11 protein-coding genes are annotated in these 15,083 nt (G+C 61.2%); 9 read left to right on the top strand and 2 right to left on the bottom strand.

Annotation, left to right across the window (positions count from 1 at the left end; all coding sequences use genetic code 11):
- Positions 1-282 precede the first annotated feature (282 nt).
- Entirely contained in the window at positions 283-1,479 is a 1,197-nt protein-coding gene (locus HWX91_RS14505; RefSeq protein WP_028196503.1) for a M20 aminoacylase family protein, read from the bottom strand.
- 178 nt (positions 1,480-1,657) lie between these two features.
- Between HWX91_RS14505 and HWX91_RS14510 the strand changes: the two genes are divergently transcribed.
- A complete protein-coding gene (locus tag HWX91_RS14510) occupies positions 1,658-3,736 on the top strand; it encodes a molybdopterin-containing oxidoreductase family protein (protein WP_028196502.1) in 2,079 nt (692 codons plus the stop codon).
- A 149-nt stretch (positions 3,737-3,885) separates the two neighbouring features.
- Entirely contained in the window at positions 3,886-5,559 is a 1,674-nt protein-coding gene (locus HWX91_RS14515; protein WP_028196501.1) for a long-chain fatty acid--CoA ligase, read from the top strand.
- 240 nt (positions 5,560-5,799) lie between these two features.
- Here HWX91_RS14515 and HWX91_RS14520 read toward each other — a convergent pair whose 3' ends face one another.
- Positions 5,800-7,002 carry a porin gene (locus HWX91_RS14520; protein ID WP_028196500.1) on the bottom strand — a complete coding sequence of 401 codons (1,203 nt, stop codon included), beginning with the start codon at positions 7,000-7,002 and terminating at the stop codon, positions 5,800-5,802.
- 302 nt (positions 7,003-7,304) lie between these two features.
- Here HWX91_RS14520 and coq7 point away from each other — a divergent pair, with 302 nt between their 5' ends.
- From coq7 to HWX91_RS14555, 7 genes are all read left to right on the top strand, one after another.
- A complete protein-coding gene (gene coq7 / locus HWX91_RS14525) occupies positions 7,305-7,937 on the top strand; it encodes a 2-polyprenyl-3-methyl-6-methoxy-1,4-benzoquinone monooxygenase (protein WP_028196499.1) in 633 nt (210 codons plus the stop codon).
- A 572-nt stretch (positions 7,938-8,509) separates the two neighbouring features.
- Positions 8,510-8,938: a division/cell wall cluster transcriptional repressor MraZ gene (gene mraZ / locus HWX91_RS14530; RefSeq protein ID WP_025647927.1), complete on the top strand. Its 429-nt coding sequence runs from the start codon at positions 8,510-8,512 to the stop codon at positions 8,936-8,938.
- A 15-nt stretch (positions 8,939-8,953) separates the two neighbouring features.
- Positions 8,954-9,907, top strand: coding sequence for a 16S rRNA (cytosine(1402)-N(4))-methyltransferase RsmH (gene rsmH, locus HWX91_RS14535; RefSeq protein ID WP_035519863.1), 954 nt, complete (start codon positions 8,954-8,956; stop codon positions 9,905-9,907).
- Entirely contained in the window at positions 9,904-10,254 is a 351-nt protein-coding gene (ftsL, locus tag HWX91_RS14540; protein WP_025647929.1) for a cell division protein FtsL, read from the top strand. Before rsmH ends, ftsL begins: the two co-directional genes overlap by 4 nt.
- Positions 10,251-12,119, top strand: coding sequence for a peptidoglycan D,D-transpeptidase FtsI family protein (locus HWX91_RS14545; RefSeq protein WP_028196498.1), 1,869 nt, complete (start codon positions 10,251-10,253; stop codon positions 12,117-12,119). The genes ftsL and HWX91_RS14545 overlap by 4 nt, the downstream gene beginning before the upstream one ends.
- On the top strand, positions 12,116-13,663 hold the full coding sequence (locus HWX91_RS14550) for a UDP-N-acetylmuramoyl-L-alanyl-D-glutamate--2,6-diaminopimelate ligase (protein ID WP_028196497.1): 1,548 nt from the start codon (positions 12,116-12,118) through the stop codon (positions 13,661-13,663). The genes HWX91_RS14545 and HWX91_RS14550 overlap by 4 nt, the downstream gene beginning before the upstream one ends.
- Positions 13,660-15,072 carry a UDP-N-acetylmuramoyl-tripeptide--D-alanyl-D-alanine ligase gene (locus HWX91_RS14555; RefSeq protein ID WP_028196496.1) on the top strand — a complete coding sequence of 471 codons (1,413 nt, stop codon included), beginning with the start codon at positions 13,660-13,662 and terminating at the stop codon, positions 15,070-15,072. The genes HWX91_RS14550 and HWX91_RS14555 overlap by 4 nt, the downstream gene beginning before the upstream one ends.
- Positions 15,073-15,083: the final 11 nt, after the last annotated feature.

The raw sequence follows: 15,083 nt of genomic DNA on the forward strand, positions 1-15,083 counted from the left end.
TCCCGTGTGAAAGTAGGTAATCGTCAGGCTCCCTAGCAGCATCAGAAACCCCACCCCACAAAGGTGGGGTTTCTGCGTTTACGCACCCGGAAATACCCCTCAATACGGCCTCAACATCCTCTCTTCCGGGAAGTGTGCCTATCCTGCACGCCTTCACGAAACCCCGTTAATTCCCAACAGCTGCGTCCGAGAACTTACACACCAGCAGCGAAGCAAGCGACATACGCGAAGGTGCAGCGGGAGGCCACGGCATAAGCCATCGGCCAGTCCCCATCAACAGCGTTATTTTTCCTGTGCCAAGAATCGTTGTGCCAGCCGAACCCAATACGTCGAGCCGATCGGCAACAATTCGTCGTTGAAGTCATAACTCGCGTTATGCAGCATGCAAGGTCCGGCACCGTGCCCCGAGTCCCGATGGCCGCCGTCTCCATTGCCGAGAAACGCGTAGCAGCCCGGTTTCGCCAGCAGCATGAACGAGAAGTCCTCGGCCCCCATTGTCGGCTCGACCGCGTCGTCGACATTTTCGGAACCGACAATTTCCTTCATGACCGCTGCAGCGAAGCGAGTTTCTTCGCTACTGTTGACCGTCGGCGGATAGTTGCGATGGAATTGGATATTGACCGAGCAATCGTAAGCCTCGGCCGTGCTCTCTGCGATCTTGCGCATGCGTGCTTCGATCAGATCGAGCGTTTCGGTGGTAAAAGTCCGCACGGTGCCTGCCAGCCACGCATCGTTCGGGACAACATTGAGCGCGTCGCCAGCGTGGATCTGGGTGATCGACAGTACCGCCGTATCGAGCGGCTTCTTGTTTCGCGTGATGATGCTCTGCAATCCGTTCGCGATCTGCACCGCTGTAAAAACGGGGTCGTGCCCGTTGTGCGGCAGTGCCGCATGCGAACCCACGCCCTTGATTTCAATGCGAAACTCGTTGCTGGACGCCATGATCGGGCCTTCGGTCACACCGAAGTGGCCTGCCGGCATCCCCGGCCAGTTGTGTATCCCGAAAACAGCATCGACTGGAAATTTAGCGAACAGACCGTCATCGATCATTGCCTGTGCGCCGGCGCCACCTTCTTCTGCCGGTTGAAAGATGAAGACGATCGTGCCGTCAAAATCGCCGTGCTTGACCAGATGCCGCGCCGCGCCAAGCAGCATCGCGGTATGTCCGTCATGGCCGCACGCGTGCATTTTGCCGTCGTTTTGCGAGCGATGACCGAAGGTATTGAGTTCCTGAATCGGCAGCGCATCCATGTCGGCGCGCAGTCCGATCGATCGTGATCCATTGCCGCGCTTCAGAATACCAACTACGCCTGTTTTACCCAATCCGCGATGAGTTTCGATGCCCCAGGACTCAAGTGTCCTGGCAACCAGCTCCGCTGTCGCAGTTTCCTCGTAGCGCAGTTCGGGGTGTGCATGAATGGTTCGTCGGAGGGTCTGGATTTCGCCGTGGGCGGCCTGGATTTCTGGGATCAGTTTCATGATAGAGCGCTTGTGCTTTGCTTTGCGTGGAATCGCTCGGGGCTATACCGCCCGGGCACGTTGATCCCTGATTCTACGCCGAAGGCATTTTTGGCGGCACTGCACGGGCCAACGGCCAGTGGACGTAATAAAATCCAACGTCGCCTTACCGCTTACCGCTCTCCTAGACGGATCACTAATGAATGCTCCGACTGAATTCGCCCGCGCGGTGTGCCCGCACGATTGCCCCGACACCTGTGCGATGCGGGTGGTCGTCGAAGACGGACGGGCAGTGAAAGTTGTCGGCGATCCCGATCATCCTCCGACGCAAGGTGCGCTGTGTACCAAAGTCAGCCGCTATGCCGAGCGGGTGCATCATCCGAATCGGCTAACGACGCCGATGAAGCGAGTCGGCCGCAAAGGCGAGGGCCGCTTTGAGCCGATCAGTTGGGATGAGGCGTTCGAACTAGCCGCAGCCCACTTGTCAGAGATCGCGAACCGAGCGCCAGAAGCCATCGTGCCATACAGCTACGCCGGCACGATGGGGCTGGTTCAGGGCGACAGTATTGCGCAGCGGTTCTTTCACAAACTCGGAGCATCCCAACTGGACCGCACGATTTGTGCGGCAGCCGGTGCAGCGGGGCTTAAATACACCTACGGTGCCAGCGTCGGTATGCTCACTGAGTTTTTCGCCGAGAGCGAGGTCATCCTGATCTGGGGATCGAACCCCATCGCGTCGAACCTACACTTCTGGACGCGAGCCCAGGAAGCCAAGCGCCACGGCGCACGGTTGATCGCGATCGATCCGTACCGCTCGCTGACGGCGGAAAAGTGCCATCAGCACGTTGCGCTGAAGCCTGGAACCGACGGTGCTTTAGCGCTTGGCATGATCAACGTGTTGATTGCGGAAAACCTGCTCGATCACGCCTATATCGCTGCTCATACGCTGGGCTTCGAAGAACTCAAGTCGCGCGCGCTTACCTATCCGCCCTCGCGTGCCGCGCAAATTTGCGGGATCGACGAGCAGGTGATCGTCGATCTTGCGCGTCTCTACGGCAGCACGAAAAAGGCCGCGATCAGGATGAACTATGGTCTGCAACGGGTGCGGGGCGGCGGCAACGCCGTGCGCGCCATCGCTTGTCTGCCGTCGCTGACAGGTGCGTGGCGGGAGCGGGCCGGGGGGCTTCTGCTGTCCTCGGGCGGATGGGCGCCCGTGGACTCGCATGCATTGCAGCGTCCGGACCTGATGCCGGGCTGGCCGGCCAAGGCATCGCGCGTGATCAACATGAACGAAATTGGCAACGCATTGCTGCATCCGGGCGACGCTACATTCGGCCCGAAAATTGAAGCGATCGTGGTCTACAACTCGAATCCGGTCGCGGTTGCGCCCGACTCGGAGCAAGTCGCCGCAGGTTTTGCTCGCGAGGATCTTTTCACGATCGTGCTCGAGCATTTCCAGACCGACACCGCCGACTACGCCGATCTCCTGCTCCCCGCGACGACGCAGCTCGAGCATCTCGACGTCCACAAGTCGTACGGGCATACGCACGTGATGGCCAACTTGCCCGCGATAGCGCCGCTCGGCGATGCACGCCCAAACACCGAGATCTTTCGCGGCTTGGCGCGCCGCATGGGCCTCCAAGAGCCGGCGCTTTACGAGAGTGACGACGCTATTGCGGAGTCGGCGTTCCGCTGGAAAGACAAAACGCTCGAAGGCGTCAGCTGGGAGTCGCTCAAGGAAACCGGCTGGGCGGCGCTGAACCTGCCAGACGCACCCTTTGCCGAGGGCGGTTTTCGCACGCCGTCGGGCAAATGCGAATTCTTCAGCGAGCGCCTCGCCCAGCAAGGGCTCGATCCGCTACCGGACTATCTGCCGCCTTACGAATCCGCAGATGGTGCCCCCGCGCTTGCCGCCCGTTATCCGCTTGCAATGATCTCGCCGCCTGCCCGTAATTTCCTGAACAGCACCTTCGTGAACATCGAAAGCCTGCGTTCGACGGAGGGCGAGCCACACCTCGACATCCACCCAGCCGACGCGCAACGGCGCAACATCGCGGACGGCGATCAGGTGCGCATATTCAACGATCGCGGCGCGATGCAGGCGCGCGCCCGTGTCACCGCGAAGACCCGTGAAGGGCTCGTGGTCGGCCTGTCGATCTGGTGGAAGAAGCTCGCACCCGACGGCCGCAACGCCAATCAGGTCACCAGCCAGGCGCTCACCGATCTGGGCGGATCAGCAACGTTTTACGACTGTCTCGTCGAAGTCGAACGTGCCTGAAAAAATATGCTCAAAAATCAGGCAAAAGCGACCCGCAACGGGTTCGAGGCTGCAGTCTAACCCAGCCGCTTTTCGCGAATAGTAAAGGGATGCCCATGCTACGATGCGTTTTTAGCACGACCATTCGAAAATAAAGGAGGAGACGCTGCATGGACAAAATCTGGCTGAAATCTTATCCACCCGGCGTTCCCGCAGAGATTGACCCGACTCGCTATTCGTCTGTCGCCGAACTGCTCGAAGAAGCGTTCCGCGAGCACCGCGCCAAACCGGCGTTCGTGTGCATGGGCAAGGAGATCAGCTACGGCGAGCTCGACGCGCTTTCGCGCAAGCTGGCCGCGTGGTTTCAGTCGAAGGGCCTGGCGCGCGGTGCGCGCGTCGCGATCATGATGCCGAACGTGTTGCAATATCCCGTCGCGATCGCGGCGATCTTGCGCGCGGGCTACGTGGTGGTGAACGTGAATCCGCTTTACACCCCACGCGAGCTCGAGCATCAACTCAAGGACAGCGGCGCGGAAGCGATCATTCTGCTCGAAAACTTCGCCGTTACGCTGCAGGCGATCGTGCGTAATACGTCGATCAAGCACATCGTCGTCGCTGCAATGGGTGACCTGATGGGCGTGAAGGGCGCGCTGGTGAACTTCGTCGTGCGTCGGGTGAAGAAGATGGTGCCGGCGTGGAGCCTGCCCGGTCACGTCAAATTCAACGCGGCGATCGCCGAGGGCGGCCATCAGAATTTCAAGCCGGTTCAGCAAGGACCGGACGACGTCGCGTTTCTCCAGTACACGGGCGGCACGACCGGCGTGGCCAAGGGCGCGACGCTCCTGCATCGGAACCTGATCGCCAACGTGCTGCAGTCGGAAATCTGGCTCGATCCGGTTCGTGCTAACCGTACGGACATCGATCAGTTCATCACCGTGGTCGCGCTGCCGCTCTATCACGTCTTCGCGCTGACGGTCTGCGGACTGCTGACGATCCGCACCGGCGGCCTCGGCGTGCTGATCCCGAATCCACGCGACATCCCGGGCATGATCAAGGCGCTGGAAGGTTACCCGATCACGACGATTCCCGCCGTCAACACGCTGTACAACGCAATGCTCAACAGCCCGGACTTCCATAAGCTCGATTTTTCGAAGCTGATCGCAGCCAATGGTGGCGGTATGGCGGTCCAGGAAGCTGTCGCCAAGCGCTGGTTCGAGCAGACGCATACGCCGATCATTGAGGGCTATGGTCTGTCGGAGACGTCGCCGTGCGTCACCTGCAATCCGGTTACCGTTACGGAATATAGCGGCACGATCGGTTTGCCGTTGCCGTCGACGGAAATCTCGATTCGCGACGACGAAGGCAACGAGGTACCGCTTGGCCAGCCGGGCGAAATCTGCATCCGCGGCCCGCAGGTGATGGCGGGCTACTGGAACCGCCCGGACGAAACGGCCAAGGTCATGACGCCCGACGGCTTCTTCAAATCAGGCGATGTCGGCTTGATGAACGAAAAGGGCTTCGTCAAGATCGTCGACCGGAAGAAGGACATGATTCTGGTCTCCGGCTTCAACGTCTATCCGAATGAAATCGAAGATGTTGTGGCCAAAATGCCTGGCGTATTCGAAGTCGCCGCGGTTGGCGTGCCGGATCAGCACTCGGGCGAAGCGGTGAAGCTGTTCATCGTGAAGAAAGACCTGGCCCTGACAGATGCGGACATTTTCGCTTACTGCAAAACGCAGTTGACTGGCTACAAGCGGCCGAAGATCGTCGAATTCCGGACTGAATTGCCTAAGAGCAATGTCGGTAAGATCCTGCGTCGCGAGTTGCGCGACGGCCGGGCTTAAGCGCGGCTAAGTAGATGGAATTCACACCGCTCTGAACAGACCGGCGTCTCCGCAACAAGTCTGGGCTAGGAAAAGGAAAGGTGGAAAGGCCTGGCAGACGGAAGTCTGCCGGGCCTTTCACTTTCTAAGCCATCGTGCTCCATGCAGCAAACCCAAGGCCGGCAAACGCCTGCGATGCACGCAACCATAAAAAAAGGCGCCCGAAGGCGCCTTTGAGGCAGACTGCTTTATTACGACTTATTAGAACTTGTGACGGATACCAACGCGAGCCGTGAACTGGTTCTGGTTCGACGAGCCCGACAGACCGTTGATGCCTGCCGTTGCGTCGACAACGCCCGTGCCCGATTGATTCAGCACCTGGCCCAGAGCGTGTTGGTACACACCCGTCACGTACACGTCGGTACGCTTGGACAGGAAGTAGTCCACGCCAACTGCGCCTTGATGGTACTGAGCCGTCGATGCATTCTGGATGCTTGCGCCGCGCGTGTAGTCATACGCTGCGCCAACCAGCAACGCCGGGGTCAACTGATACTTGAAGTTGAGTTCCGCGTTGTTAAACGTAGCCGATTGACCGCGGACGCCCGGCTGTGCGAACGTCGTGCCCAGGTTTGCGAAACGGATGTTCGAGTACGTCAGGCCGATCGTTGCTGCGCCGAAAGTGTACGCACCGCCCGCACCGACCACTTGGTATGTGTTAGCCGACGCGTAAGCGCCGTAGACCGGCGACGTCACTGCGAAGTTGGCAGGTGCCGTTGCCGTAGCGAACGTGTTCGGGGAAATCGTGCCGCCGTTGTTGAACAGGCCGCCCGATGCTGCCGGCGTGCGTGCGTTCAAGTAACCAACGCCCAAGACCAACGGACCGTTGTTGTAGCCAGCACCCAACGACCAGATCTGGTTGCCGGTAATGTTGCCAGCTTGGCCGCCGAAGCTGTACGTGCCGCCGAACGTCAGGCCACCGTAGTTTGCACTCGTGTACTTGACCGTGTTGTTCGTGCGGTATGCGTTGTTGAAGTTGTCGATGTCGCCCGGGTGAGCCGCGATGTAGCCGCCCCACTGGTCGCCTGCTTCCAGCGGACCAACGTAGTCAACCACGGAGTCGTATTGACGACCCAGCGTGACCGTACCGAATTGGCTCGACAGGCCGACGTATGCTTGACGACCGAACATCAGGCCGCCTTGACCCAGCTTGCCGTTGTTCACGTCAAAGCCGTTTTCCAACACGAAGATTGCCTTCAGACCGCCGCCCAGATCTTCCGTGCCACGCAGGCCGAAACGCGAGCCTTGCAGAACGCCGCTGGACAGGTTGTACAGGTGCTTGCCACCCGAGTTGGTGTTGATGTTGAAGCCTTCGTCAATGATACCGTACAGGGTCACGCTGCTCTGAGCATGTGCGACGCCTGCGAATGCGCCCAGTGCTGCGAGAGCGAGAAGCGACTTTTTCATCGAATGATCTCCAAGGATTACGAATCTTTTGTACAAGGCGAATATTTGTCTAGCGTTGAGGCCTTGCTTGTCCAACTTCGCGAGAAGTTGCACGTAATGTAACAAAAGGCATACATGGCACAAAGAAAAAGGAGATGGGCAGGACGGCTCCTGTTTCGTTTACGCAACATGGTCTAAAATCAGAAATTGGCCCCCGGAATCGTTTGAATTCAAGGTCTTCGCGAATCCGGTTTTGCCCAGCAAAGCCTTGTCGCGCGGACCTGTCGGCGCAACCGGGCAGTTGTCGAATCAGGGAGTGCTGAATGTTTCTGGACGAGTTGATTAGCGAGTTTGATCGGGGTTTACGCTCAATGACCGGCGTGTCGCGGATGAGTCGTCCGTTGCCAGTTCCGCAAGAATCGACGGCGGAGCTGGTCGAGCTTACCCCGGCGGAACGCGTGCACTCAGCCGGCTTGATGCGTGTCAACCATGTCGGCGAGGTGTGCGCTCAGGCGCTTTATCAGGCGCAGAAACTCGCTACCAGGTCGCCGTCCTTGCAGGCGGTGTTTAATCACGCTGCCATGGAAGAAGAGGATCATCTGGCGTGGACCGCCAAACGCCTCGAAGCGCTCGATTCCCGTCCAAGCCTGCTGAACCCGCTCTGGTACACCGGCGCGTTGGCAATCGGCCTCGCGGCAGGTCGCCTGGGTGATCGGGTGAGTCTCGGTTTCATGGCCGAAACCGAACGCCAGGTCGAACAGCATCTGGACAGCCATCTGGATCAATTGCCCGTGGCAGACCGCGAGTCGCGGGCGATCGTCGAACAGATGCGCGTGGACGAAGCCGAGCACGGCAAGTCCGCCATGGACGCAGGCGGCATCGAGTTGCCGTTCCCTGCTCGTGCACTGATGCGCGCGGTGTCGAAGGTCATGACGCGCACCGCGTACTACATATAAGTTCGAGCCCCCGGCTCACTTATCATCTCAAAGTGGGACGGCGCCTCGCACGCCGTCCGCTCGAATTACCCGGAACGCCAGCAAACACCTCCCGATCCCGCTTCACGATCTCTTACATTCCGCGCCTTTCCCTCGCACTTTTCACGTATCACCTTCACAAGGTTCACTAGCTCATTCATTTATAACGGTTTTCCGTTTTATGTCTGACATGAAAGAGTGGCGCTAAGTCCTTGTTCTAGCAAACAAAATTCGCTCGAAAAGCGCGTATCTCCCTTGACCCCTGTTTAGCGTTCCTCTAAAGTGGGAGACAGTGTGAGAAAGTGTATTTTTGTGTGATCTCACGGGCGGTTTGGGGTAGATTTTCACGAATCGGGCAGCCGGCGGAAAAGCGCCGCGAGCAACTAAGTTGCATGGGGGCGGAGTAAGCGCTGAAGCGCTAACTCCGGTCGACCGCAGTGGACTGCATGGGACCGGAGTAAGCGCTAAAGCGCTAACTCCGGTCGACCGCAGTGGACTGCATGGGACCGGAGTAAGCGCTAAAGCGCTAACTCCGGTCGACAAGGGAGAGCGAAGTGTTCCAAGGGGCGTCGGCGCTGACGCTCGATGCGAAAGGGCGGATGTCAATTCCCTCTCGCTATCGGGATGCGCTGCAAACACAGGCAGAGGGCCGGGTGACGATCACCAAGCACCCGGACGGCTGCCTGTTGCTCTTTCCGCGCCCGGAGTGGGAAATCTTCCGCGACAAGGTCGACAAGCTGCCTATGAACGCAGCCTGGTGGAAACGCATCTTTCTCGGCAATGCAATGGACGTCGATATGGACGGCGCCGGCCGCGTGCTGGTGTCGCCCGAATTGCGCGCGGCCGGCTCGCTGGAAAAAGAAGTGAACCTGCTCGGCATGGGCCGTCACTTTGAATTGTGGGACGCACAGATTTACGCAGCAAAGGAACAGGCAGCGATCGCCGAGGGCATGCCCGAAGCGTTAAAGAATTTCACGTTCTGATCGCGGATTACATATATGGCACCTGCGATGAGAAACGAATTGCAGCATCGCACGGTGCTGCTGGAAGAGGCGGTCGAGGCGTTGGTCACGCGCGCGGACGGCGTTTATGTGGACGGTACGTTCGGGCGCGGTGGGCATAGCCGGCTGGTGCTGGAGAAGCTGGGCGAGTCGGGGCGTCTGATCGCGTTCGACAAAGACCCGCTTGCCATCGCCACGGCACAGCAGATTGCCGATCCGCGCTTTGGCATCGTGCATGAGAGTTTTGCTTCACTGCGCACCGCGATTGCGGAGCGCGGAGTAGGGCGGGTGTCGGGCGTTTTGCTGGATCTGGGCGTGTCGTCGCCGCAAGTCGACGATCCGGAGCGGGGTTTCAGTTTCCGCGCCGATGGCCCGCTCGACATGCGGATGGACCCGACGCGCGGCGAGTCCGCGGCTGACTGGCTGGCGCGGGCCACGGTGCAGGAACTGACGGAGGTGATACGAGATTATGGGGAAGAACGGTTTGCTTTTCAGATTGCAAAGGCGCTTGTTGCTCGCCGGGCAGAGTCCGACCGTCTTGGGCCTCTCGTCAGCACGGGCGAGCTTGCCCAAATCGTGGCTAACGTCGTCAAAACCCGTGAGAAGGGCAAGGATCCGGCAACCCGCACCTTTCAAGCTATACGGATTCACATCAATCAAGAGCTTGCGGAGCTGCAAGTCGTTTTAGAAGCAGCGTTGTCGCTGTTGGAGCAAGGGGGGCGGCTGGTGGTCATCAGCTTTCATTCGCTCGAGGACCGGATCGTCAAGCGATTCATGCAGGCGCACGCCAGTACGCCTGCTGTGGATCGCCGTCTGCCGATTCGTGCCGTCGATCTGCCGAGCCCTCCGCTCAAAATCATCGGCCGCGTGTTCGCAAGCGACGCTGAAGTCGCCGCGAACCCGCGCGCCCGTTCTGCCGTGATGCGTGTGGCGGAGCGGATCGCACCATGAGTCGCCTCAATATCTTCCTGCTGATGATTGTGATGGGCTGCGCTTTGTCTGTCGTCAACGCTACCAATCAGCAGCGTCAGATCTTTATCCAGTTGCAGCGGGCGCAATCGCAGGAGCGCCAGCTGCAGCAGGATTACTCACAGCTTCAATATCAGCAGAGCGCGTTGTCGAAGACGTCGCGCATCGAGCAGATCGCCACTGATTCCCTAAAGATGCAATCGGTTACGACCGGACGCACCCAGTACCTGACGCTCGACCCGGGCGCCGCCAAGGCTGAGGATGCGCCGATTCCGACGTCCGGGCCGGCCTCGGCGCCGGCTGCGACCCGTCGCGGAGGCGTGCGATGAAAAAATCGTCGACTCGCAAAAGCGTCGCCTTTTCGGCGAACCCGATTCTGTCGGTGCGTCTGCCCATGTGGCGCTCGAAACTCGTCGTGTTCATGCTGTTCATGGCGTTTGTCGCGTTGGCCGGGCGCGCCTTCTGGATTCAAGGGCCCGGCAACGCTTTCTATCAGAAGCAAGGCGAGATCCGCTATCAGCGCCGTCTCGAGTTGCCGGCCACGCGCGGCAAGATCCTCGACCGCAACGGTCTCGTGCTCGCCACGAGTCTGCCGGTGCGCGCGGTCTGGGCGATTCCAGACTCGGTGCCGGATGATCTCGGCGCCGACAAGCTGAACCAGCTCGGCAAGCTGCTCGGCATGACGAACAAGGAGTTGCGCGCGAAACTGTCGGAGGACAAGAACTTTGTCTACGTGAAGCGCCAGGTGCCGGTCGATGTCGCCGAGAAAGTCGCCGCGCTGGATATTCCCGGCATTTACGAACGCGACGAGTACAAGCGTTTCTATCCGGAAGGCGAGATCACGGCTCACCTGATCGGCTTCACCAATGTGGAAGACGAAGGCCAGGAAGGCGTCGAACTCGGCGACCAGAAGCTGCTCGCCGGCATGTCGGGCAGCCGCCGTGTGATCAAAGACCGCATGGGCCACATTATCGAAGACGTGGACGAACAGGTCGTGCCGCATAACGGTCAGGACGTCGATCTCTCGATCGACAGCAAGATCCAGTACATCGCGTACACGAACCTGAAAGCGGCCGTCGAGAAATTCAAGGCAAAAGCAGGCGCGGCGATGGTGATCGACGTGCGTACCGGTGAAGTGCTGGCGCTCGTCAATTACCCCACCTACAACCCGAACGACCGTTCGCACCTGACCGGCGATCAACTGCGCAACCGCATCCTGACGGACACCTTCGAGCCGGGCTCGATCATGAAACCGTTCACGGTCTCGCTGGCACTCGATCTGCACCGCGTGACGCCGACTACACTGGTTGATACAGGCGGCGGCCGTTTCGTGCTCGACGGTGCGCCGATTACCGACGACAGCGCGTTCGGCGTGCTGACGGTGGGCGGCGTGATCCAGAAGTCGAGCAACATCGGCGCGACGAAGATCGCCATGCAGCTCAAGCCCGAAGAGATGTGGAATATGTATACCAGCATCGGTCTCGGCCAGGCGCCGAAGGTCGGTTTCCCGGGCGCGGCGGCGGGCCGCCTGCGTCCGTGGAAGAGCTGGCGCCGCATCGAGCAGGCGACCATGTCGTACGGCTATGGCCTGTCGGTGTCGCTATTCCAGTTGGGACGTGCGTACACCGCGATCGCGCACGACGGCCAGATCATGCCGGTGTCGATTTTCCATACGCCCGGTGGCGATCAACCGGCCACAGGGCCGCAAATTTTCTCGCCCACCACCGCCCGCGAAGTACGTGCGATGCTCGAAACCGTGACGGCGCCGGGCGGCACGTCGCCGGACGCGGCGGTGCCGGGCTATCGCGTCGGCGGCAAGAGCGGTACTGCGTATAAGCACGGCGCTCATGGCTACGACCACTCCAAGTACCGCGCCTCGTTCGTCGGCATGGCGCCAATGCCGAATCCGCGTATCGTCGTCGCCGTGTCGGTCGACGAGCCGACGGCGGGCAGCCACTTCGGCGGCCAGGTGTCCGGTCCGGTGTTCTCGGCGATCGTCGGCGACACGCTGCGCTCGCTGAATGTGCCGCCGGATATGCCGGTCAAACAGATGGTCGTGTCGGACGATTCGGCGCCTGTTGCGCCGGCCACGCCGGCCACACCCGCCGTGGTGAAGAAACTCGCCACCAGCGGCGGGGCGAAGAAGATGACGATTTCCGCCAACACCAAAACGCATCCCGGAGTTGTGCGATGAGCGCGCTGCGCAAGAAGCATCCAGCGCACCGGCAGATCGCCGACGCACTCAACTGGCTGCACGCGCGCGTGCAGCCAGGCGCGCATCTGCACGCCGACACGCGCACGGTCGCAGCGGGCGACGCTTTTTTCGCCTATGCGGTCGATGGCGCGGACAACCGCCCGTTTATCGGCAACGCGATCGAGCGCGGCGCAGCAGCCGTGCTGGTTCAGCCCGAAGGCTTTACGGACCCGATCGATCCGTCCAACACGCTGGCCGTGCCGGCGCTGAACGAACTCGCCGGTTCGATCGCGAGCGCCTGGTATAAGGATCCGAGCGACGGCATGCTGACCGTCGGCATCACGGGCACCAACGGCAAGACGTCGTGCAGCCAATGGATTTCCGCGGCGCTGACAGCGCTCGGCAAGCGCTGCGCAATCATCGGTACGCTTGGCACCGGTCTGCCGGGTCAACTCGTGCACACCGGTTTCACGACACCTGACGCGCCGCAACTGCAACGCAGTCTCGCGCAGTTGCGCGACGCCGGCGCAGAAGCGGTGGCGATGGAAGTGTCGTCCCACGCGTTGCATCAAGGCCGTGTGAACGGCACGGCGTTCGACATCGCCGTGTTCACGAATCTCACGCAAGACCACCTCGATTATCACGGCACGTTCGAAGCCTACGAAGCCGCTAAAGCGCGTCTGTTCGCGTGGCCGGAATTGCGCGCCGCGGTGATCAACCGTGACGATGCGGCTGGTCGGCGCCTGCTTGCCAGCACGAAGGGGCATGCCCGCACGATCGCCTACGGCCTCGACGAAACGCTCAAAGATGCGCCAGAGGCCGACGCGTTGCTGCTCGCCTCGAATGTGCGCGCAACCGCGACCGGCACCGCGTTCCATCTGGCCACGTCGGACTGGGGCAATGCCGAGGTCGAAGTGCAAACGCTCGGCGCTTTCAACGTCAGCAATCTGCTCGGCGTACTCGGCGCTTTGCTTGCAGCCGACATCCCCTTCGATGCGGCGCTCGCCGAACTGGCAAAGCTCGAACCGGTCAATGGCCGCATGCAACGTCTTGGCGGCCGCGCGCAAAGCGACGAGCCGCTCGTCGTGATCGATTACGCGCACACGCCGGACGCGCTGGAAAAAACCCTGGAAGCGTTGCGCCCGATGGCGGCCGCGCGCGGCGGGGAACTGATCTGCATGTTCGGCTGCGGCGGCGACCGCGACGCGACCAAGCGTCCGCTGATGGGTGCAATCGCCGAGCGGCTCGCCGACGGCGTTGTCGTGACCAGCGACAACCCACGCAGCGAAGATCCGCAATCGATCATCGAGCAGATTACCGCAGGCATGCAAGACGCGTCGAAGGTGCGCCGCATCGAGGACCGCGCAAGCGCGATCCTGCAGGCGATCCGCGGCGCCGCGCGTGAAGACGTCATCGTGCTGGCCGGCAAGGGGCACGAAGCAACACAGGAAATCATGGGTAAGAAACGCGCTTTCTCCGATCAGGATCACGCTCGCCTCGCGCTCGCCGCACGAGCGACGCACGCACGCGGAGGTGGCGAATGAGCATGTTCTCGCTGCGTGAAGCCGCGGCGCTGATTCCCGGCGCAACCGTGCTGGGCGACGAAAGCGTCGCGTTCGAACGCGTTTCGACCGATAGCCGCAGCGCGGGTCCGGGCGACCTGTTCGTCGCGATCAAAGGTGAGCGTTTCGACGCGCACGATTTCCTGCCGGAAGTCGCGTCGCGCAACGTGACGGCCGTGCTACTGACGCGCGCGCCTGACAATTGGCATGTGCCGGCGTTGCGCGTAGCCGATACGCGTGTCGCGCTCGGCGCGCTGGCACGCGGCTGGCGGCAGAAATTCAACCTGCCCCTCGTTGCCGTGACCGGCAGCAATGGGAAGACGACGGTCAAGGAAATGATCGCGTCGATTTTCGCCGCCGCGGTTGGCGCGGATGCACGCCTCGCGACCGCCGGCAACTTCAACAACGACATCGGCTTGCCGTTGACGCTGTTCCGGCTGCACGCCGCGCATCAGCTGGCGGTGGTCGAGCTCGGCATGAACCATCCGGGCGAGACCTCGCTGCTCGCGAAGATCGCCGAGCCGACGGTCGCGGTGGTGAACAACGCGCAGCGCGAGCATCAGGAATTCATGGCGACGGTTGAAGCCGTCGCGCTCGAACATGCGAGCGTGATTCACGCGCTGACGCCGGAAGGGGTCGCTGTGTTCCCCGCCGACGATGCTTACGCGAGCATCTGGCGCGTCGCGGCGACCGGCAACCGCATTGTCGACTTCGCTTTGAACAACGCCGGGCGCACGACTGAAGCCGCTGTAACGGGCACGTTCGAAGACAACGTGTTGAGCATCGACACGCCGGAAGGCCACATCGACGTCACGCTGCAAGTACTCGGCGACCACAACGCGCACAACGCGCTGGCCGCGACGTCGGCCGCGCTTGCCGCAGGCGTGTCGCTCGACGCGATCAAGCGTGGCCTCGAATCCTTCGGCGCCGTGAAAGGCCGTTTGCAGGTCAAGCGCGCAGTGCTCGGCACGCTAGCCGGCGCAACCGTGATCGACGACACCTACAACGCGAATCCCGACTCGATGCGTGCGGCGATCGACGTGCTTGCGTCGCGCGAATCGCCGCGTGTGCTGGTAATGGGCGATATGGGCGAAGTCGGCGATAACGGCCCGGCGTTTCACCGGGAAATCGGTGCGTACGCAAAGGAACGCGGTATCGATGCGCTGTACGCGATGGGCGACGCCTCGCGCGACGCCTGCACCGCGTACGGCACCGGCGCGCATCACGTGGCCGATGTCGGCACGCTGGTCGCGCAATTGCAGCAAGCCGGTTTCGGCTCCGCTGCAACGCTTCTCGTGAAAGGCTCGCGTTTCATGCAAATGGAGCGCGTGGTGGACGCCGTAACGAGTCCACAACCCAACGCAGCGGGCAGTGCGCCCGCCGCACACTGAAATAGAAGGAC

Origin of the sequence: Paraburkholderia fungorum, assembly GCF_902833645.1 — a bacterium.
GTDB lineage: Bacteria > Pseudomonadota > Gammaproteobacteria > Burkholderiales > Burkholderiaceae > Paraburkholderia > Paraburkholderia fungorum.